General features: G+C 34.7%; 20 protein-coding genes. 11 read left to right on the plus strand and 9 right to left on the minus strand.

Going from position 1 to position 21508, the window contains the following annotated elements:
* Nucleotide 1: 1 nt before the first annotated feature.
* The 5 genes from BBI01_RS10635 to pdhA form a co-directional block, all read right to left on the minus strand.
* Entirely contained in the window at nt 2–760 is a 759-nt protein-coding gene (locus tag BBI01_RS10635) for a DUF6263 family protein (protein WP_065394636.1), read from the minus strand.
* A gap of 12 nt (nt 761–772) precedes the next feature.
* Nucleotides 773–1351 carry a murein L,D-transpeptidase catalytic domain-containing protein gene (locus BBI01_RS10640; RefSeq protein WP_065394637.1) on the minus strand — a complete coding sequence of 193 codons (579 nt, stop codon included), beginning with the start codon at nt 1349–1351 and terminating at the stop codon, nt 773–775.
* Nucleotides 1352–1365: 14 nt separating this feature from the next.
* Nucleotides 1366–2034, minus strand: coding sequence for an ABC transporter ATP-binding protein (locus tag BBI01_RS10645; RefSeq protein WP_065394638.1), 669 nt, complete (start codon nt 2032–2034; stop codon nt 1366–1368).
* A gap of 112 nt (nt 2035–2146) precedes the next feature.
* Nucleotides 2147–3748 carry a dihydrolipoyl dehydrogenase family protein gene (locus BBI01_RS10650; protein ID WP_065394639.1) on the minus strand — a complete coding sequence of 534 codons (1602 nt, stop codon included), beginning with the start codon at nt 3746–3748 and terminating at the stop codon, nt 2147–2149.
* Nucleotides 3749–3857: 109 nt separating this feature from the next.
* A complete protein-coding gene (gene pdhA / locus BBI01_RS10655; protein WP_065394640.1) occupies nt 3858–4859 on the minus strand; it encodes a pyruvate dehydrogenase (acetyl-transferring) E1 component subunit alpha in 1002 nt (333 codons plus the stop codon).
* Nucleotides 4860–5404: 545 nt separating this feature from the next.
* Here pdhA and BBI01_RS10665 point away from each other — a divergent pair.
* Nucleotides 5405–6007: a phosphatase PAP2 family protein gene (locus BBI01_RS10665; protein ID WP_065394642.1), complete on the plus strand. Its 603-nt coding sequence runs from the start codon at nt 5405–5407 to the stop codon at nt 6005–6007.
* 8 nt (nt 6008–6015) lie between these two features.
* Nucleotides 6016–6510: a BlaI/MecI/CopY family transcriptional regulator gene (locus BBI01_RS10670; RefSeq protein WP_065394643.1), complete on the plus strand. Its 495-nt coding sequence runs from the start codon at nt 6016–6018 to the stop codon at nt 6508–6510.
* A 34-nt stretch (nt 6511–6544) separates the two neighbouring features.
* Here the strand turns inward: BBI01_RS10670 and rbp are convergent, their stop codons facing one another.
* Nucleotides 6545–6907, minus strand: a complete 363-nt coding sequence (rbp, locus tag BBI01_RS10675; protein ID WP_065394644.1) for an RNA-binding regulator — start codon at nt 6905–6907, stop codon at nt 6545–6547.
* 388 nt (nt 6908–7295) lie between these two features.
* On the opposite strand from rbp, the gene BBI01_RS10680 reads away from it, so the two are divergent.
* From BBI01_RS10680 to BBI01_RS10715, 8 genes are all read left to right on the plus strand, one after another.
* Entirely contained in the window at nt 7296–7709 is a 414-nt protein-coding gene (locus BBI01_RS10680) for a DUF6157 family protein (RefSeq protein WP_065394645.1), read from the plus strand.
* Nucleotides 7710–7805: 96 nt separating this feature from the next.
* A complete protein-coding gene (locus tag BBI01_RS10685) occupies nt 7806–8201 on the plus strand; it encodes an acyl-CoA thioesterase (RefSeq protein WP_065394646.1) in 396 nt (131 codons plus the stop codon).
* Nucleotides 8198–8758 carry a helix-turn-helix domain-containing protein gene (locus tag BBI01_RS10690; RefSeq protein ID WP_065394647.1) on the plus strand — a complete coding sequence of 187 codons (561 nt, stop codon included), beginning with the start codon at nt 8198–8200 and terminating at the stop codon, nt 8756–8758. Before BBI01_RS10685 ends, BBI01_RS10690 begins: the two co-directional genes overlap by 4 nt.
* A 175-nt stretch (nt 8759–8933) precedes the next feature.
* Nucleotides 8934–11840 carry a heavy metal translocating P-type ATPase gene (locus tag BBI01_RS10695; protein ID WP_065394648.1) on the plus strand — a complete coding sequence of 969 codons (2907 nt, stop codon included), beginning with the start codon at nt 8934–8936 and terminating at the stop codon, nt 11838–11840.
* Between the two features lie 411 nt (nt 11841–12251).
* Complete coding sequence (locus tag BBI01_RS10700; protein ID WP_065394649.1) at nt 12252–13112, plus strand: polysaccharide deacetylase family protein; 861 nt, start codon at nt 12252–12254, stop codon at nt 13110–13112.
* A 63-nt stretch (nt 13113–13175) separates the two neighbouring features.
* The gene (locus tag BBI01_RS10705) at nt 13176–13835 is read left to right on the plus strand and encodes a YggS family pyridoxal phosphate-dependent enzyme (protein WP_065394650.1); all 660 of its coding nucleotides are present in this window, start codon (nt 13176–13178) and stop codon (nt 13833–13835) included.
* A 56-nt stretch (nt 13836–13891) separates the two neighbouring features.
* Complete coding sequence (locus tag BBI01_RS10710; RefSeq protein WP_065394651.1) at nt 13892–15076, plus strand: sigma-54-dependent transcriptional regulator; 1185 nt, start codon at nt 13892–13894, stop codon at nt 15074–15076.
* Nucleotides 15077–15177: 101 nt separating this feature from the next.
* The gene (locus tag BBI01_RS10715) at nt 15178–16539 is read left to right on the plus strand and encodes an MATE family efflux transporter (protein ID WP_065394652.1); all 1362 of its coding nucleotides are present in this window, start codon (nt 15178–15180) and stop codon (nt 16537–16539) included.
* A gap of 256 nt (nt 16540–16795) precedes the next feature.
* On the opposite strand, the gene BBI01_RS10720 is transcribed toward BBI01_RS10715, so the two are convergent.
* Together BBI01_RS10720 and BBI01_RS10725 are read right to left on the minus strand one after the other, a co-directional pair.
* Nucleotides 16796–17299 (minus strand): GNAT family N-acetyltransferase, encoded by a 504-nt coding sequence (locus BBI01_RS10720; RefSeq protein ID WP_065394653.1) that lies wholly within the window; start codon nt 17297–17299, stop codon nt 16796–16798.
* Between the two features lie 403 nt (nt 17300–17702).
* Complete coding sequence (locus BBI01_RS10725) at nt 17703–18263, minus strand: Crp/Fnr family transcriptional regulator (RefSeq protein WP_065394654.1); 561 nt, start codon at nt 18261–18263, stop codon at nt 17703–17705.
* Between the two features lie 75 nt (nt 18264–18338).
* On the opposite strand from BBI01_RS10725, the gene BBI01_RS10730 reads away from it, so the two are divergent.
* A complete protein-coding gene (locus BBI01_RS10730; protein WP_065394835.1) occupies nt 18339–19028 on the plus strand; it encodes an HAD family hydrolase in 690 nt (229 codons plus the stop codon).
* A 76-nt stretch (nt 19029–19104) separates the two neighbouring features.
* On the opposite strand, the gene BBI01_RS10735 is transcribed toward BBI01_RS10730, so the two are convergent.
* Nucleotides 19105–21507, minus strand: a complete 2403-nt coding sequence (locus tag BBI01_RS10735) for an alpha/beta hydrolase family protein (protein WP_185114350.1) — start codon at nt 21505–21507, stop codon at nt 19105–19107.
* Between the last annotated feature and the right edge of the window lies 1 nt (nt 21508).

A 21508-nucleotide genomic window follows, 5' to 3' on the forward strand; every position in this document is an offset into this window, starting at 1 on the left:
GTTAAAAGCCGTCTATTTTAGGGGTAATGGTAAAAGTAGCCTTTCCTCCTCCTATCTGTACAGGCATATTTCTTTCAGCCGAAATTAAAGTTTTTGTTTTACTATCAAAAATATATTTCCCTTCAATATCGGAATCTTTCATCATGCCACCACCACTCAATTTTGAATTGACTGAAATTTCAATCTTATTATCTTTTGTTCCTTTATAAGTATAATTATTGGTAACAGACATCGTCTTTACAATTGGATTCGGAGTAGTATCCTGCCATTTAAAACCATTTTCTACCGTTTCTTTAGGAAAAGCCACAGGGATAATATTATATTGATCTAAATGTAAATCTTTGGGCACCTCTTTAGTAAACTTTTGTTTTTCAATGATTTTTCCATATTTATCAATCTTAAATGTAAAAGGATTGTTGAGTATTGGCTTAAATTCCTCTCCCATTCCATCATCTGAACTGGAGCTTTCTCTAGAATCATAATGAATTTCTTCTCCAAACATTTTTTGATTATAAGTCATTCTTACAATTTCTCCCGTCACATAATAATTTGAATCTCTATCTACAGAATCTATAGTATATTTAACTTCTGTAGCATCATTCATTCCCCCGTTTCCGTTTCCTTCAGTAGAAGTAGAATAAATTAATGTTTGTTCAAAACCTTTTTGAAGATTAAGTGATAGGTTTTCTTTTTGAGTTTCCTTTTTCCCGCATGACACAATCATCATCAAAGAAATGGAAAGGATAAATATTTTTTTCATAGTTATTAGTTTCTAATAGAAGGCATATAAAATAATAGGCTGATCTGATTTATCAATATATTTTGCTGATTCCTTAAAAGCATTTATCGATAGCATTGGACAACCTAAGCTCAAACATGCCGGATTTTGAGATTCTATATCAGGAACACACTTTAATGAATGAAGAACAATTGCTCTTTGCATAGCTTTGCTATTGGTCGTATCTAAACCTTGTAAACGATAAGATTTACCGAATTGTCCAATATAACTCTTCCCAATTGCATATTTCCCTAAAGATGACTGATATGAGCCTTCAATATTACTGAATTTTAAAGATGCTGACCCTGGAACTACAGAACCTGAGCCATGAGATACAATAGCTTTGTACACTGTTTTCCCATTTTTCAGATCATAAATGAAATAACGATATTTTCCGGATGAAATCTTAAAATTGATGAAAATCGCAAGATCCCGATTATATCCTTTATCTTTTATATAATTTTTAACTTCTGAAATTTTTGTTTGAGGAATTTCCTCAACATTTGCCTGCTGAGACTCTGCTTTTGAACAGGAAATTAAAAGGATAAAAAGAAAAATAAAGTGTTTCATCATCTGTGTAAGTACTGCTATTCTATGATCATTCCGTCTTTCATAACAAGTTTACGGTCTGTAATTTCAGCAAGATTCGGGTTATGGGTTACAATCACAAATGTCTGATTGTATTTATCTCTCAGATCAAAAAATAATCTGTGAAGATCATCTGCATTTTTTGAATCCAGATTTCCCGTAGGTTCATCAGCAAAGATGATTTTTGGTGAATTGATTAAAGCTCTTGCTACCGCTACCCTTTGCGCTTCTCCACCAGAAAGTTGATTAGGCTTATGATTAAGTCTCTGCTCGATTTTTAGGTCTTCAAATAAAGCATATGCTTTTTCAATTGCCTCTTTTTCATTAGCACCGGCAATTCTTGTAGGAAGCAATACATTTTCCAAAGCGGTGAATTCGGGAAGAAGCTGATGAAACTGAAATACAAATCCAATATTCTGATTTCTGAACTTAGATAACTGCTTATCACTCATGTTAATAAATGATTCTCCTGCAATTTCAATTTCGGTATCATATTTTCCAGACTGAGTAGGATGATCCAATGTGCCTAAGATCTGTAGTAATGTAGATTTACCAGCTCCGGATTCTCCAACAATAGAAACAACTTCTCCTACTTTGATATGAATATCAACTCCTTTCAGTACTTCTAAATTCCCATAAGATTTATGGATATTTCTTGCTTTAATCATGAGTCAAAAATAGTAACATATTGTCGATTTTACAACAAATTGTAATAACATTATTTGTATTAAAATAAAAAACCTCCCGATTTGGGAGGTTTTATTATTTTTATTCTAGAAATTACAGTAACAGTGTTAATGGATTTTCTAAATATGTTCTTAAAGTTTGAAGGAACTGAGCACCTGTAGCACCGTCTACAACTCTGTGGTCACATGCTAATGAAAGTTTCATTGTGTTTCCTACTACAATCTGACCATTCTTAACGATTGGTTTCTCGATAATAGCTCCTACTGAAAGGATTGCAGAGTTTGGTTGGTTGATGATACTTGTAAATGTTTCAATTCCAAACATTCCAAGGTTGGAAATAGAGAATGTAGATCCTTCCATTTCGTTAGCTTTAAGACCTTTGTTCTTAGCTCTTGAAGCCATATCTTTTACAGCTGCAGAGATCTGAGTGTAAGACATTTGGTCTGTATTTTTCAATACAGGAACTACTAATCCGTCAGGAATAGCTACTGCTACACCAACGTTGATATTTCCTCTGTGAATGATCTTATCTCCAGCCCAGCTTGAATTTACCTGTGGGTGCTTTTTTAAAGCAATTGCTGTTGCTTTAATGATCATATCATTGAATGAAATCTTTGTATCCGGAATAGAATTGATCTCTTTTCTAGCTTCAATTGCTTTATCCATGTTGATTTCCACCATCAGATAGTAGTGAGGTGCAGAGAATTTACTTTCAGAAAGACGTTTTGCGATAACGTTTCTTACCTGTGAGTTTGGAGTCTCTGTATCTTCTCCCTGTACAAAGCTTACAGCAACCTGAGCAGCAGCACTTGCAGCCGGAGCTGAAGCAGCTGGTTTTGCCTGAGATGGCTGATAGTTTTCAATATCTTTTTTAACGATTCTTCCGTTTTCACCAGAACCTTGAACAGCATTGATATCAACTCCTTTGTCCTGAGCCATTTTCTTAGCTAATGGAGAAATTGCCACTCTGTCAGAAGATGAAGTATTTGCAGCCGGAGCAGCTTTTTCTTCAGTTTTAACTTCTGCTTTTTGTTCAGCAGGTTTTTCAGTTGATTGAGCAGCAGCTTTCGGAGCACCTACGGCTGAAACGTCAGTTCCTGCAGGACCGATGATAGCTAATACAGAATCAACCGGAGCAGCACCTCCTTCTTCTACACCTTGCTTCAATAGTACACCATTGAATTCTGATTCAAAGTCTTGAACTGCTTTATCTGTTTCGATTTCAGCAAGAAGATCACCTTCTTTTACTGTATCGCCTACATTCTTGTGCCATTTCGCCACTTTACCTTCTGTCATTGTATCAGAAAGTCTTGGCATTGTGATTACTTCTACTCCTGCCGGAACTTCTGCTGAAGCAGTTTCCACAGTTTCTGTTTTAGGCTGTTCTTCTGATTTTTTTTCTTCAGAACCTGCACTGGGAGCAGCAGCCCCGCCTGTTAATCCTGAAATATCTTCTCCTTCATTACCGATAATTGCTAAAACTGAATCCACAGCAGCAGCAGCACCTTCTTCTACACCTACGTATAAAAGGGTACCTTCTACTTCAGATTCGAAATCCTGAACAGCTTTGTCAGTTTCAATTTCAGCTAAAATATCTCCTTCCTTTACTTTATCTCCTACTTTTTTATGCCATTTCGCCACTTTACCTTCCGTCATAGTATCGGAAAGGCGGGGCATCGTAATTACTTCTGCCATAATTTATTTTAATTTGAAAATTTAGCAATCTGAAAATTTGAAAATTAAAAAAGGACATACTCTATCACATTTTCAAATTCTCAAATTGTCAAATTAACTCATTATCTTTTTAGTTTTCTAATTTGTCTAAGAATGGATAATTCTCCTGAGCATATACATACTCATAGATTTTCTCAGCATCCGGATATGGAGAATTTTCCATAAATTCGATGCACTCTTCAACAAAATCTCTGGATTTGTTATCTGTAGCTTCCAATTCCTGTTCGGTAGCCCATCCGTTTTCAAGGATTCTTTGTTTTACCAACTCGATTGGATCATCATTTTTATGAACAGCTACTTCTTCTTTAGATCTGTAAGGCTCAGCATCAGACATAGAGTGTCCTCTGTAACGGTAAGTTCTTGCCTCAATGAACGTTGGACCATCTCCTCTTCTGGCTCTTTCAATAGCCTCGTAAGCAGCTTCAGCTACTTTTACAGGGTCCATTGCATCTACAGCAAGACAAGGCATTTCATATCCTAATCCTAATTTATAGATATCTTCATGGTTTGCAGTTCTTTTCACAGAAGTTCCCATTGCATATTGGTTGTTTTCTACAACGAATACTACAGGAAGTTTCCAGTTCATTGCCATGTTGAAAGTTTCGTGTAATGAACCTTGTCTTGCAGCTCCGTCTCCGAAGAAACAGATATTTACAGCTTTTCTGTCAAAATATTTATCTGCAAAAGCAATACCTGCTCCCAAAGGAATTTGTCCTCCAACAATACCATGACCTCCGTAGAAACGGTGTTCTTTGCTGAAAATGTGCATAGATCCACCCATACCTCCGGATGTACCTGTAGCTTTACCACAAAGTTCAGCCATGATTCTCTTAGGATCTACTCCCATCGCCATTGGATGGATGTGACATCTGTAAGCAGTAATCATACTATCCTTTGTAAGATCCATTGCATGTGTAAACCCGGCTGGAATAGCTTCCTGCCCGTTATACAAATGTAAAAATCCTCTGATCTTTTGTTTTAGGTAAAGAGAACGGCATTTGTCTTCAAACCTTCTCCACATTGTCATATCTTCATACCACTTCAGGTATACCTCTTTAGAAAATTCTTTCATGTGTTAGCTCTTGCTTTTTTATGATGAAATAGTTGAGCAAAATTATGAAAAAAACTTTGTTTTTATTGTATGCATACATAACTTTTCGTTTTTTCTCTAAAATCTATTTGCAGGCGGAATGGATTATTCTTAATTTTCGAGCCTTGGAAATGCTTTTGGAACGGTATCTCAACTATTATTTTCTTGTTGCAATATCTAAGAAATCAGCCTGTCAGCATAGCCTTTCTTATATAATCAATAAGGTAGATTATGAAAAAAAATTACGTTTTGTTCTTATTTTTCTTTCATCTTTAATTATTGTTAACATACCTTTTGGTTATTTCAAGAACTCCTTTTCTGGTAAAAATTCTGCATTTTTTTAATTTTCGTGTTCTATATTAATATAAAAGGTATCAATAATATTATCATTTGAATCTCAATCTCTGATCTTTCTTTGCTGTAATAAAAATCCAAACCTTATTTATTATTGTCACATAGCAAGGCATCTGTCAGTGCTCATTTGTTTTTTGAGCTTATAATCTTATATTTGACTTTTAAACTTTTATATGGAAGAAAAACAATCCTCGCTTCTTTACAAAGTATCAAAGGTTATCTCTGACTTCTTCAATCCCCTGGTGTCACTGATCATCTTTTTTGTATATATGAGCGTCAGACAATACACAACTAAGGAGTCTTTCCTCTATTTTCTTCCTATATTATTAATGATCATCATCCCTGTCATTATCTGGCTGGTATGGAATGTGAAAACAGGAAGATACACCAATATGGATGTTTCCAACCGGGTTCAGAGAAAAACGCTATACATTTTCATTGCTGCCTGTGTGGTCACATATCTTATATTTAATTATATCAGAAACGGATACCTTGACCTCGTAATGCTGTTTATTTTAATATTACTTTTTGTATTACAGATCAGCAATTTCTTTATTAAAAGTTCTATGCATACTTCTTTTAATATTTTTGTAGCAGCCTTGTTTTTCACACTAGACTGGAAACTGGGGCTTGTCTGGCTGGGAATCGCTATTTTGGTGGGAGTTACCAGAGTTATCTTAAAAAGACATACCGTAAAAGAAGTATTTATGGGTGCAGGAATAGCTTTTATGGTATCTTTTATTTATCTTTATTGCAATATACAATTTCAACATTAGAAGAATACATGAAAATTAATCATCTTACTGCCGCAGAAGAAAACTTTATGAAGCTGTTTTGGAAAATGGAATCTTTCTATCTGAAGGACGTTATGGAACAGCATCCGGAACCCAAACCACACCAGAATACTGTTTCTACATATTTAAAAATATTAGTTGAAAAGGGATATTTATCTACAGTAAAAGAAGGGAGAATATTCAAGTACACGGTACTTGTTCCGTTCGAAGAATATAAAAGATTTTTGTTAACAGAACTTTCACACAACTTTTTTAATAATTCAGGAAAGGAAATTCTTGAGTTTTTATTTAAAGAGAATTTAATATCACAGGATGATCTTAAAGGTTATTTTGATCTTAAGATTGAAATCAAACCGACAAAAGTAAAAGTGGAAGATCCGAAGTTTGAGTTTGCTGATGAAATATTAAATCCCAAAAAGGATAAGAAAATCAAACCAGGGAAAGAAAAGGAAAAAGACAAAAAGAAGAAGAAAAAGAAACAATAAAAAAAGCGGCTTAAAAAAGCCGCTTTATTATTTTTTACCAACGATTTCCACCGCCGTTTCCACCACGGTTACCACCGCCGTAGCCACCACCATTTCCACGGTTGTTACCACCGTAACCTCCGCCTCTGTTGTTGTCGAAGCTTCTTCTTGGCTTCTCTTCTCTTGGCTTAGCTTCAGATACGTTTAATGTTTTTCCGTTGAATTCCTTCTGGTTAAGAGCTTCAATAGCTTGCTTTCCCTCTTCATCACCCATTTCTACAAAACCGAAACCTCTTGATCTTCCAGTTTCTCTGTCTGTAACGATTTTAGCTGATGATACATCACCAAATTCTGCAAATAGATCATGCAACTCATACTCTTTAGTTGCGTAATTGATGTTTGAAACAAAAATGTTCATTTTAAATAAATTAAAAAATTAATAAAAATTTGGTATATAAAAGAAAAACAACATAAATTAATGAACAAATATTGATTCCAAATATAAACGTATGCAAGATACAATTAAAAATTTCAAATCAAAGCTTTTTTTTAGATGTTTCTCACATTAGTTTGAATTTGATGTTACATCAATAATCATACAACAAAATAAATAACTAATTATCAAATAGTTAACATGAAAACAACTAAAAAAGTTAAAGTTAGTTAACATAATAAATTTATATTAACAGCATATCAAATACTTCCCTTTAATGATCAATCAGAAGTTATTTGAAAAACATTAAGAATAATATTACTTTTATAGATTGCTAATATTAAGCCTATTAGACTTTAAACTATTATTCATCATGAAACAACATACCACCAATTATATTAATACATTCATTCAAATTGCGGAAGACTGTCCTGTCTCTCAATCACAAATTCCACCTGAAAAGAAAGAGAAAACGCTCGCCAACCTTCAATACGAACAAATCAGCAAGAATCCTTACCAATACTCCTCCGATGATATTATTTTTGAATGTTACGTCTTCAAAAACGACATTCCGGAAAGCGAAAAACAGAATGAAAGAAATATATTTTTTTCTAAAGGACAAGCTTGCCTCCGATCTTCTCCTCTGGCAAAAAGATACGGTTTCGGAATCCATCATAATAAAGAAGGCAAAGTTGCAATATACCCTGTAGAAAGTAAAGAATATCAAAATTTACTAAACGATTCTTCCATCACGAAAACAAAAGCAATGCGCTCCAAAAGAAAATGATTGAGAAAATGAATAGTCCTGTTTTGATCAATAAATATTATTCTTTTGTCACGAAAGGCTTTTAATACTAAATTTGTAATGCAAATTATTAAGAACATGAACTACCATACAAGAAAATGGGTAAAACCCGAAGATTTAAATCCTAACCACTCTCTTTTTGGAGGAAGATTATTACAATGGATTGATGAAGAAGCTGCTTTATATGCTATTATCCAGCTGGAGAACACTAAGGTGGTTACCAAATTTATTTCTGAAATCAATTTTGTAAGCTCAGCAAAACAAGGAGATATCATAGAAATTGGAATTGAAGCAATTCATTTTGGTTCTTCATCTATTACGTTAAGATGCGATGTAAGAAACAAGATGACTCATCAAACGATCATCACTGTTGATAAAATTGTAATGGTAAACCTTGACAGCGAAGGAAATCCTGCACCACACGGTAAAACTCAAATAGAATTTGTAAAAGACAGGCTAAATAACGGATTATGAAAATCTTCATAAAGAACATGGTCTGCAGCAGGTGTATCTCTGCTGTGGAAACAATCTTCAATGATGCCAATATAAAAACAAGCTCCGTTATTCTGGGAGAGGTTGAAACAGAATCAGCAGTTCCAGCCACCATCATGCAATCCATTGAGGATAAACTTATTCAAACCGGTTTTGAAAGAATCATGGATTCTGCTCATCAGCTTGTGGAAAAAATTAAAAACCTCATTATTGTAAAAGTGGGTGAACTTGACATTGATGAAGATTTTCTTCTTTCTGAATTTTTAAGTTCAAAATTGCATAAAGACTATAGTTCCCTTTCGAAAACTTTCTCACAGAACGAGAACATCACCCTTGAACAGTTTTTTATTCTTCAAAAAATTGAAAAAGTAAAGGAACTTCTTTTATATAACGAATTCAACCTGACTGAAATCGCAGGAAAACTTGGATATAAAAGTGTACAGCATCTTTCTACCCAATTCCGTAATGTCACAGGATTTACGCCTACTGAGTTCAAGAAATTAAAAGATCATCACAGAAAACCTTTGGACAACCTTTAATTAAGATTGAGAGTATTTGAGTTTTAAAGCTTGATAGATCCTGCACTCTAATACTCTCAACCCCTTCACTCTCCTACCCTAAAACATCCCCACCTAAATTCTATAACTATTATCCTTAAATTTATAACAGCTTTAGATTTTCATTTTGGAAATTTGTAGTATAAATTTAAGAGTCATGGAACAACAGTATAAAATACTCGGAATGACCTGTTCGGGTTGCCAGAAAAAAATATCCAATCAATTGAACAGCATTGACGGAGTTTCAGCTGATGTAAATCTGGAAAACAATACCGCAACAATCACTTCTGACCACGAGGTTACACTTGCCGCTTTAAATGATGCATTAGCAGAGATAGGAAAATACAGACTTGAAGATCCTAATAATCCTGAAAAAACATTCATCAAGCCACAAGATCGCGTATCTCCCTCTTCCGTATATTATTGCCCAATGGAATGCGAAGGTGAAAAAGTATATTTCAAGCAGGGAGAAAGATGTCCGGTTTGTAATATGTACCTTGTTCCCATTGAAGAAAAATTAGCTAAAGACCCTAACCATAAGCCTACTTATTCGGCAACAAATCTGCCGGCAAACTTCAAAGACAGTATTGGCAAATATTACTGTCCGATGTTTTGCGAAGGAGACAAAACCTACGATGAAAAAGGAGATTGCCCTGTATGCCATATGCATTTAGAGGAAATCACAGAAGATCTTGCTAAAAATTCAGAATCACATTCTCATTCTCATTCTCATTCTCATTCTCATTCTCATTCTCATTCTCATTCTCATTCTCATTCACATTCACACACACATCATCATAATCATCACCATGAAGCGCCTAAAGTAACAGATGAAATGGCTGGCAGATATTATTGTCCGATGTACTGTGAAGGAGACAAAACTTATGATTCAAATGTAGGATGCCCTGTTTGTGGAATGGATCTTGTAAAATACCCAGAAAAGAAAACAGCAAAATACACATGTCCAATGCATCCGGAAATCATCAGTGATGAACCCGGAAACTGCCCGATCTGCGGTATGGATCTTGTAAGAATGCCTGACAGTGGAGCTGATGATGAAGATGAAACTTATACTATTTTAAAAAAGAAGTTTATTACATCGTTAATATTCACCGTTCCTGTTTTCATACTTTCTATGGGCGGAATGTTTATTAATTTTCCTTTCTCTCATAAAATCCAAGGCTTTATTGAACTTGCCCTCACCCTTCCGGTCATGTTTTATTCCGGCTGGTTTCTCTTAAAAAGAGGTTGGGTTTCATTCAAAACCTGGAATCTGAATATGTTCAGCCTTATTGCACTTGGAGTAGCGGCAGCATTTATATTCAGCATTGCAGCATTACTTTTTCCTGATATTATTCCACATGAAATCCGTGGACACAATCATGAAATTCCATTATATTTTGAGGCAGTCTGTGTAATCCTGACACTGGTTATTTTAGGACAGTTAATGGAAGCTGCTGCTCACAAAAAAACAGGAAATGCCATCAAAGAACTGATGAATCTTTCTCCTGATGAAGCCAATCTTATAGTGAATGGAGAAGAAAAAAAGGTATTACTTTCTCAGGTAAAAATTGGGGATTTATTAAAAGTAAAACCGGGTGAAAAAATTCCTGTTGATGGAAAAATCATAGAAGGAAATTCTATTGTTAACGAAAGTATGATCACAGGAGAACCCGTTCCTGTTGAAAAAAACATAGATGATAAAGTTTCTTCTGGAACCATCAATGGAAATCAGGTATTCATTATGAAAGCTGAAAAAGTAGGTGATGAAACCTTACTTTCTCAAATCATTAAAATGGTAAACGAAGCAAGCCGAAGCAGAGCTCCTATTCAAAAGCTTACAGATAAAGTTTCTAAGGTATTTGTTCCTGTAGTAATCCTTATTGCTACTCTCACCTTCGTTGCATGGCAGTTTTTTGGTCCTGAAGGAAAAAGAAGCTTATTTGCTTTCGTAAATGCTGTTGCTGTTTTAATCGTAGCATGTCCGTGTGCCCTTGGATTAGCCACTCCAATGTCATTAATGGTAGGAATTGGAAAAGGAGCTAAAAACGGTATTCTGATCAAAAACGCAGAAGCTCTTGAACAAATGAACAAAGTGAATGTTTTAATCACAGATAAAACAGGAACTTTAACAGAAGGAAAACCATCTGTAGAATATATAGAAACAGTAAACAACGAGGATAAAAATCAGATTTTAAAACTTGCATTTTCATTGAATCAAAACTCTGAGCATCCGCTTTCCAATGCCGTGATCAAAAGAGCAAAAGATGAACATATTTCCGCTGAAAAAGTAGATAAGTTCGAAAACATTTCAGGAAAAGGAGTGAAGGGAAATATCAATGGAAAAACAGCATACTTAGGAAATGAAAGTCTTTTAACCACCCACCAGATACAGGTCCCGGATGCATTAAAACAGAAAGCCATAGAAGTACAATCGAAAGCACATACCATTTCTTATATAGCACAGGATCAAAATGTACTGGGATTCATTAGTTTTACAGATAAAATCAAATCAAGCTCCAAAAAAGCTGTTGAAAGATTAATGAGTGAAGGCGTTGACATTATCATGATGACCGGAGACAACGAACACACTGCTAAAGCAGTTGCAGAAGAATTAGGCATCAAACATTTCAAAGCCAACTGTCTTCCTGAAGACAAACTTAATGAGGTTAAGAAACTACAACAACAAGGTAAAATTGTAGCCATGACCGGTGACGGAATTAACGACTCCCCTGCCCTTGCTCAATCAGACATAGGAATAGCAATGGGAACCGGTACAGATGTTGCCATTGAAAGCGCTGAAATCACTTTATTAAAAGGAGATATTTTAGGTGTAGCGAAAGCCAAACTTTTAAGTGAAAAACTTCTTAAAAACATTAAGGAAAACTTATTCTTTGCATTCATCTACAATGTGTTAGGAATTCCTGTTGCAGCAGGATTACTGTATCCTTTCTTTGGAATATTATTATCACCAATGATCGCAGCAGCAGCCATGAGTGTTAGTTCATTATCTGTCATACTGAATTCGTTGAGGTTAAACTCAGTAGATCTGGATATAAAATAGTATTAGAACAATAAATATAAGGAGACCCTTTTCATTATTTTGGAAAGGGTTTTCCTATTTCTTACAGTTAATTTTTACATTATCATTTAATTGATATTTTGTTATAATAAAAAATTTCCCTTTAAAAGAAATATTAAAAATTCATAATTAAAATTAATTCTCCAACATATGAAGAATATTAAAACCCTAACATAAATAGAGAAAAACTATCGTTTTTACATTTATAAATGTTAAGAATTATCAATAAACAAACCATTCCCTAACTATCAAACATTTAGCAAAAATCACCTTTAAAATAAAGTTCTTAAAATAACCTTAAAAACATATTCCCCCTCAATAAATGGCATATAATTTGTTAACATTTACAAGTTATTTTTAACGATTTTTAACATTTTAATTTCCATTATCTTTATGAGAAAAATTTTTGCGGGAAAGTCAAAAAATATGACTTTTCTCGGGATGGTTGTATTGATGAGTGCAACTTCGGTTTTATTGAACAGCTGTAATTTCAAGAATGAAGTGAATGACCAGGTCAATTCACAGGAACATCCTGCCGCAGAAAATGTCGTCACAACAGACGATGAAAGCGTAGATCCGGATAAAAGAGTGATCTATTTAACCTTCGATGATGGTCCCAACCAGGGCACCGAAAATCTTTTAAAAATTCTAGACAAAAGAAATGTTTGTGCCACTGCTTTTCTGGTGGGAAAACATGCCTATGGGAGCAACAGACAAAAAAAGGATTTTGAACTTTTAAAGCAAAGTCCATTGATTGAACTGGCAAATCATAGTTTTACCCATGCCCACAATAAATATACAGACTTTTATAAGAATGCAAATTCAGTGGTACGAGACTTTGATATCGCAAAAGACAGTCTTAAACTTCGTGATATGATCGCAAGAACTCCGGGAAGAAATATCTGGAGACTTAATAATATTAATGTAACTGATATTAAAAGTTCTACTGCAGCTGCAGACGGACTGAAAAGAGCAGGATATAAAGTAATCGGCTGGGATCTTGAATGGAGACCTTCCCAAAAAATGACTTTAAAAGGAAGCCATGAAGCGATGCTGAAAAAAGTAGACAGTATTTTCCTGAATGATCTTGAGAAAACGTCAAGACATCTTGTGTTTTTAACTCATGACCAATATCTTAGAGATACAGATTCTATTAATGAGCTGGACCTTTTTATTGAAAAACTACAGAAAAGTAACAAGTTTGTTTTCAGAAAAATCTCTCAGTACCCGAAGATCAATGAAGTTTTAAACTAATATTTTTTTGTAAAAAGTATTCATCACTGGGAACTGTCGTGGAATTTTCGGAAATTTGCATTTATGAGTATTAAGGAAAATTATAAAGCTATAAAGGATCAACTTCCGTCAGATGTACAACTGGTTGCCGTTTCAAAAACGCATCCAGTTTCTGCTATTCAGGAAGTATACGATCTGGGACAAAGAGTTTTTGGAGAAAATAAGGTCCAGGAACTGATGGAAAAATCTCCACTCCTACCGAATGACATTCAGTGGCATTTGATTGGGCATTTACAGACCAATAAGGTTAAATATATAGCTCCGTTTATAGACACCATACAAAGTGTAGATTCCGGAAAACTACTAGCTGAAATCAATAAAGAGGCAGGCAAGAACAACAGAACGATCAAGGTTTTACTTCAGGTAAAAATTGCTGCAGAAGACACGAAGTTCGGACTTGAAATCGTGGAAGCAAAAGATTTGTTTCAGCAATATATTGACGGGAATTTTCCAAATGTTGACATTACAGGTTTGATGGGGATGGCAACTTTTACAGATGATGAGCAACAAGTCAGAAAAGAGTTTTTAACTTTAAAAGGTCTTTTTGATGAATTAAATCAACTAAAAACAATAAATACCTTATCAATGGGTATGAGCGATGATTTCCCTGTAGCTATTGAGTGTGGAGCCAACTCAGTGAGGGTTGGATCTGCAATTTTTGGGAGAAGAGACTACTCTCAATAGAATTTTTAGGTACAGTTTTTGCTAATAATTGAAACAAAAAATTTAAATTTGCGACTATGCAAAAAATCCTTATAGTAGAAGACGAAAAAGCAATCTCGGGAGTACTTCACAGTATTCTGTCTGATGAACTTACAGATTATGAATTTGTTATCGCCGAAGACGGCCTTGAAGGTTACAAACAGGTAGAAAAAGAAGATTTCGCACTGGTGATTTCTGATATCAAAATGCCTAAACTTTCAGGAACTGAACTTTTAAAACAAAGTCTTGTCTTAAAGCCTGAAACAACTTTTATCATGATCTCAGGTCACGCAGACATTGATTCTGCCGTTTCCTGCTTGAAAGAGGGTGCATATGATTTCATTTCTAAACCAATTGACATCAACAGACTGATTACCAGTGTGAAAAATGCTTTGGTTAAAGAAACTTTGAAAAAAGAAAACAAAAATCTTCAGACTGAAAATAAAACTCTAAAGAAAAAAGTAAACAAAAAATACCAAATGATCGGTGAATCTGCAGGTCTGAAAAAGATTCAGGATATGATCGAAAAGGTAGCTGTTTCTGATGCAAGAGTTTTGATTACAGGACCAAATGGTGCAGGAAAAGAGCTGGTAGCGCATGCTATTCACAACCAAAGTGATCGCGCAAGAGGTCCAATGGTAGAGGTAAACTGTGCCGCTATCCCATCTGAACTTATTGAATCTGAACTTTTCGGACACGTAAAAGGGTCTTTTACTGGTGCTATCAAGGATAAGCAGGGAAAATTTGAACAGGCTAACGGAGGAACTATTTTCCTTGACGAGATTGGTGATATGAGTCTTATCGCTCAGGCTAAAGTATTAAGAGCGCTTCAGGAAAGCAAAGTTTCTCCTGTAGGAAGTGATAAAGAAATCAAAGTTGATGTAAGAGTAATTGCAGCAACTAATAAAAATATGCAGAAGGAGATTGAGGAAGGTAAATTCAGAGAAGACCTTTACCACAGGCTTTCTGTAATTGAAATCTATGTTCCACCATTGGATGAAAGAAAAGAAGACATTAAATTATTGGTTGAGCATTTTTCAGGTATGATTGCTGATGAGCATGGTACTGCTATGAAAAAGTTTGATGATAAGGCTATTGATGCTTTAAAAGCTCTTTCATGGACTGGAAATATCAGAGAATTAAGGAATGTTGTTGAAAGATTAATTATTCTTGGTGGAAATACTGTTTCTGCTGATGACGTTGCAAGTTTTGTAAGGAAATAATAAACCTATTATTTACAATATATAAGATTTGCAGTAACTACACTGCAAATCTTTTTTTTTGAACTATTTTGAATTATAAACTATATGAATCTTAAAATATTATGAATTTTTTAAACAAAAACTACACAAAAGAATGCCTGACTTTGGCTCTGCCTGTGATGCTCACCCAGGTAGGGCAAGTTTCAGTAAATTTATTTGACAATATTATTGTCGGAAAACTTTTAGGTGCTGACGCGTTAGCATCTGTCTCATTGGGGAATGCCGTATTTTTCTCCATTTTCGTACTTGCACTTGGATTTTCATTTGCAATACCTCCATTAGTTTCGGAGGCACACTCAAAACAGGATCACGATACTATTAATTCAGTATTCAGTCATGGTTTTGTTATTAATATGCTGGTAGGGATTATTCTTATGGTAGTCTTATTTTTAGGGATGCCACTACTCTATCATTCCGGACAACCAGCTAAGATCATTCCTGATACGGTAGACTTTTTAAGTATAATGGTAGTCAGTATGATTCCAATTATGGCTTTCCAGACGCTTCGTGAAGTTTCAGAAGGATTATCTTACACTATTGGGGTTACCAAAGCTACTATTATTGCGAATATTATCAATATCGCTTTAAACTATGTTTTCATAAAAGGACTTTGGGGAATTCCGCCAATGGGGGTAAAAGGGTCTGCATTAGCAACTCTGATTTCCAGAATTTTCATGGTGGTTTTCCTTTATTTTGTATTGCTTAAAGAAAAAAGAACAAGACGATATATCAAGGATTTCTCATTGAAAGTTCAAAATTTTTCAAAAGCAATGTTTGATAAAATGGTAAAATTAGGATTACCTACAGCTTTACAAATGTTCTTTGAGGTAACTGCTTTTGCCGGAGCTGCATTTATCTGCGGATTGATCTCTGCACATGATATTGCCTCTCACCAGATCGCATTAAGTATGGCTTCCTTTACCTTCAACCTTTGCGTTGGGTTCAGTGTAGCTTCTACGGTAATGATTGGAAGAAAACTAGGTGAGCAAAACTTTGTTGAATTAAGAAAAGTCGGGATCAATAATTTAAAGATAGCTTTTATCTTTATGTGTATCTGCGGATTGATCTTTATTCTTGGAAGAAATATACTTCCTACATTTTTCACAAAAAAGGAAGAAGTAGAAGTCATTGCTCTTGCTTCAAAACTGATGATTATTGCTGCTTTATTCCAGCTTTCTGACGGAATTCAGGTAACAGCTTTAGGAATGCTAAGAGGTTTACAGGATGTTAAAATTCCATCTATTTATACCTTTATTGCATATTGGGTTATAACCATTCCTTTGGGATATTTCTTCTGTGTAACATTAGAAATGGGCGCTTTCGGAATGTGGATAGCTCTCGGATTAGGATTAACAGTCTCTGCTGTTTTCCTGGTTAAACGATTCCTGAATATGTCTGCAAAGCGAATTAAGCAGAATGTATAATATTCAAAAGGCTGTTTCTATGGAGGCAGCCTTTTATTTTTCTCACAGATTTAGCAGATTACGCAGATTTTAATACAAGTTATGAATGGGCTAAAGCCTATTCATATTGAATTCTATATACTTAGACTTTATAAGAATTCATACTTACATAAATCTACATTCATCATAAGCATCTGCGTAATCTGCTCAATCTGCGAGAGACTTTTAAGCAACTGTAAAGAAAAAGGCTATTCAAAACGAGATAACCTTTTATATTTTATTTAATTCTTTTCCCTAAAATCTTCAGACTTCGTTCAATACCATCCAAAACAGCTACATCCGGAAGCGTCCCCCAATCTTCAAACCCAAAATGTCTGAATAATTTCAAACTCGGTTCGTTATGAAGAAAAATAAGGGCTACCAGATTATTGACTCCAAATTTTCCGGCATTCTCAATGCAATATTGAAGGATTGTTTTACCATAGCCTTTACCTCTGGAGCTTTCATCCAGATAAATACTCACTTCCACCGTTCCACTGTAAGCAGGTCTTTCATGGAATGAACTGAAGCTTACCCATCCTACAATCTCTCTATCAGAATCTTCTACTATCCAAAGTGGTCTTGTTTGTGGATTATGCTCATGAAACCATTTTTCCTTGCTTTCTACAGAAACTTCTTCTACGTCTGCAGTCACCATTCTTGAAGCAATGGTTGAATTGTAGATGGCTACAATTTTATTTAAATCGGCTAATTCTGCGTTCCTGAATTTTAAATTTCCCATGTAGATCAAGTTCAATATTTACAATGCAAAAATAATAAATTTCTAAAACACCCTATTTATTTTATGTAAATTATATCATTTTTAAAACAAAACTCAAACGCACCCCAGTAAAATAACACTAAAACACAAAAAAAACAAACAATTCCATGTATATTGGAATACGCAAAGGCGCAATTGTATTTTAGGAGTGGATATTTTTAAGGCGCAAAGATTTTATCTACGATAAAATTGAATACTGGATATTATTGTGCATGAATTCACGAATAATATATTAATGGCTAAAACCTATGTTGCTATGTGGTTTATATCAGTTTAATTTTTATCACATAGAATATATTATAGAATATATTATAGATAAATAAATTGCAGATATTTTTTGCATCTTAGTGTTTTCCAACAATCCTCATTGTAGATCCTTCAGAATCCTGTTTAAACTTCTTACCGCAATTCCAAGGTATGCAGCCATATCTTCTTTTGAAATCTGGATATTCTGTTTAGACTGCATTTTAAGCAATTGTGTAAGGGTATGTTCTACTGTATACAACTGTTGATAAGAAGCTCTGCTAGAAGTATTGATAATACGTTCTGCAAAGGAGTTTAACAATAAGTTATTGAGGATAAGATCTTTTTGAATCAACTCATTAAAATATGATAAACTTATAGTATAGACAACAACTTCGGTAAGCGCTTCAATGCCACACAAACAAGGAATATTTTTAATTAATTCTACTTCACCAAGGATTTCGCCGCTTCCTAGAAACTCAACGATATATTCTTTTCCGTTTTCTTCTTCAAAGTAGCATTTCGTAATTCCTTCTTTAATCAGCATCACTTTAGAAACAGAGTGATCCTGAATCAATAGCTTTTGTCCTTTAGAAAATGATTCCAGGATAATATTTTTTCCGTTTTGTTGATGATAAAGCTCTTCAAGATAGGTTAAAAATGATTGGTTGGTCCTTAACATATATATTCGGGACAATTGTCCTTTTCTGTTTTATTTATTATGTTGAAATTTGAATCAGAAATTTACAAAACTAAAATGAATAATCATATTACTACTCTTGCTTTTGATGCAGATGATACACTTTGGATTAACGAACCTTACTTCCAGGAAGCCGAAAAAGAATTTTGTAAACTCCTTGAAGATTATCTTCCACAGCATTCCGTATCTCAGGAATTGTTTAAGACAGAAATGCAAAACCTTCATTTATATGGTTATGGCGTAAAAGGATTCATGCTTTGTATGATTGAAACCATAAGCAGAGTTACCAACAATACTGCATCTTTACAACTGGTGAATAAAGCAATTGAACTAGGACAGGAACTTCTTCAGAAGCCTATTGAGTTACTGGATGGGGTTACTGAAACACTGGAAAGCTTAAAAGGAAAATACAGGCTGGTTGTAGCCACAAAAGGCGATTTGCTGGATCAGGAACGTAAGCTGAAGAATTCTGGTTTGCAGGAGTATTTCCATCATATTGAAATTATGAGCGACAAAAAGGAAAATGATTACAAGAAGTTATTAAAACATCTGGATTGCCAGCCGGAGAACTTCCTGATGCTTGGAAATTCCATTAAATCAGATATTTTACCCGTATTAGAAATCGGAGGATCAGCAGCTCATATTCCCTACCATGTTACCTGGAGCCATGAACAGCATGATGTAAATCTGGAGCATGAAAATTTTATGGAACTGAAAAGTATTGATGAAATTTTAAAATTTCTTTAATCATTCAAGTTGAATCAAATTTCAACACTAATTCTATAAAAAAAGGCTGCTTCAAATGTGAGACAGCCTTTCAAATTTATTTCTTTAAACATTTTTCAAGGAACTGATCCTGCTCCCATAAAACGTGGAAAATATTCTCTTTCGCCTGATATCCATGTGATTCTTTTGGAAGAAGAACCATTCTTACAGGGGCACCAAGGTTTTTCAAAGCCTGGAAATATCTCTCAGTCTGTAGGGTGAAAGTTCCCGGATTGTTATCTGCATCACCATGAATAAGTAGTAATGGAGTTTTCATTTTGTCCGCATTCATAAACGGAGACATTGTATTATAAATCTCCGGCACGTCCCAATAGTTTCTTTGCTCAGTCTGGAATCCAAATGGCGTCAAAGTTCTGTTATAAGCACCACTTCTTGCAATACCACACGCAAAAAGGTTGGAGTGTGTCAAAAGATTAGCGGTCATAAATGCACCATAAGAGTGCCCACCTACAGCCACTTTCTTTTTATTAATGTATCCCAGCTGATCTACCGCGTTAATAGCAGCATCTGCATTGGCTACCAATTGAGTGATGAATGTATCATTCGGCTCTGTTTTTCCTTCACCAATAATCGGGAATGCGGCATGATCTAATACGGCATATCCTTTAGTCGTCCAGTATACGAAAGATCCATAAGACGGGAAAGTAAAGTCGTTGTCATTCTGCGTATTCTGTCCCGCTGTATTTTTATCTTTATATTCTCTAGGGTAAGCCCAGATCAGAAGCGGAAGCTTTTCACTCTTTGCTTTTCTGTCATATCCAGCAGGTAAATAAAGTGTTCCGGAAAGGGTAACGCCATCATTTCTTTTATAGGTAATTACTTCTTTATAAACATCCTTAATACTTTCGAAAGGATTCGCAAAATGAGTTACCGCTTCAGCTTTATTAGATTTTATATTCTTTTTATAGAAGTTCGGGTATTGGCTTGAAGACTCCTGCGTTGTTAGGATCTCTCCTTTTGCAGGATTTAAAATATCTACGATACTTTCTTTAGCCCCTTTAAGATTGGAAGTATATAGTCTTTTTTTCTTTAAAGATTTAATATCCATCTCATCAATAAACGGATGCTGACCATCTTTTGTAAATCCATCTCCTATCAGATAGGCTTTCCCTCCCTTTAAGTCGATAACAGATTTTCCGTATTGGTTTTTCACTTTATTAAAATTTCCTGGATCGCTATAAACATCCTGAGAATTTCTGTCATCAATTATCTTTGACTCTCCATTGTTAAGATCAATCAGGAATGATTTTGTATTTCTGGTATCATACCATTCTTCGGAAACTACAGCATAATGATCATTCGTCCAATTCACATCATCAAATCTTTGTTTTGTTTTGAAGAAAGATTTTGGTGCAGCAGTAAACGGTGCATCCCAAGTGAAAATTTCATCTCTGTATTCTGCAGGCTTATACTGATCTCCACCATCAAGAGCTTCAGCAAAGACTAAAGTTGACGGCGCATCACTTCTCCACATCATATCTCTCTTTCCATTTCTTACTGATGAAAAACCTTTCGGCATAACTTCCGTTAAAGGAACTTCATTTACAACTTTTACAACATTTCCTTTTGTATCATAAACCGTTGTTGTTATAGGAAATCTATTCAATGGAACAATATATGAAAATGGTTTTTTGATTACAGATGCCATCAGATAATTTCCATCCGGAGAGAAGCTTAAACCTGCATACATATCCTGATTCATTACTTTTTTAAGGCTTCCGTTCAGATCAACATTATAAACCTCAGAAGTAATTAAAGTTTCGAAATTCTTTTCATCCTGTGGATTTTTCAAAAGATCCTGATAAGTTCTGTTTTGAGAAACTTTTCCATCCGCCGTAGAGACAATAGGTCCTGTCGGAAGATCTTTACTGGAATCTATTAATGCCGGTCTGTTTTTGGGAAGAGTCCTGATCAATAGACTCTGTGAATCATTATACCAGATATATGGAGTTCCCATGTTAGCATTCAGGAAATCTTCTGTAATTTTTTTTGCAGCAGCAGTTTCCATGTCTACAATCCATAGCTCTACTCCTTTATCTGTTGTATTGGTAAAAGCAAGTTTCTTTTCGTCAGGTGAAAACAAAAGCTGAGCAATCTTAGCATTTGCTGGTAAATTTTTAACCTGAACTTCATTCTTATCAGAAATCTTTCTTACTTTAAGATTATTAAAATAAATGGTTGTACTGGCTATGTTGGTTACCGGGTTGATTCTTAATCCACCAAGTTTCATTTCCTGCTGGTTAAGATCATCCAGTGTTTTATAGGTTGGTCGATAGGTAAAAACTACCCAATCTTTTTTATTGTTCATTAGAACAGATGGTGGTCTTTCATAATCTGCCAGTTTCAGGATTTCAGCAGAAGGTTTTTGATAAGTAATATTTTCCTGTGCATCATAAAAATTGAGAAAAGCCAAAAGGCAAATTGTCAGTTTTATCTTCATA

Origin of the sequence: Chryseobacterium artocarpi, from assembly GCF_001684975.1 — a bacterium.
Taxonomy (GTDB): domain Bacteria; phylum Bacteroidota; class Bacteroidia; order Flavobacteriales; family Weeksellaceae; genus Chryseobacterium; species Chryseobacterium artocarpi.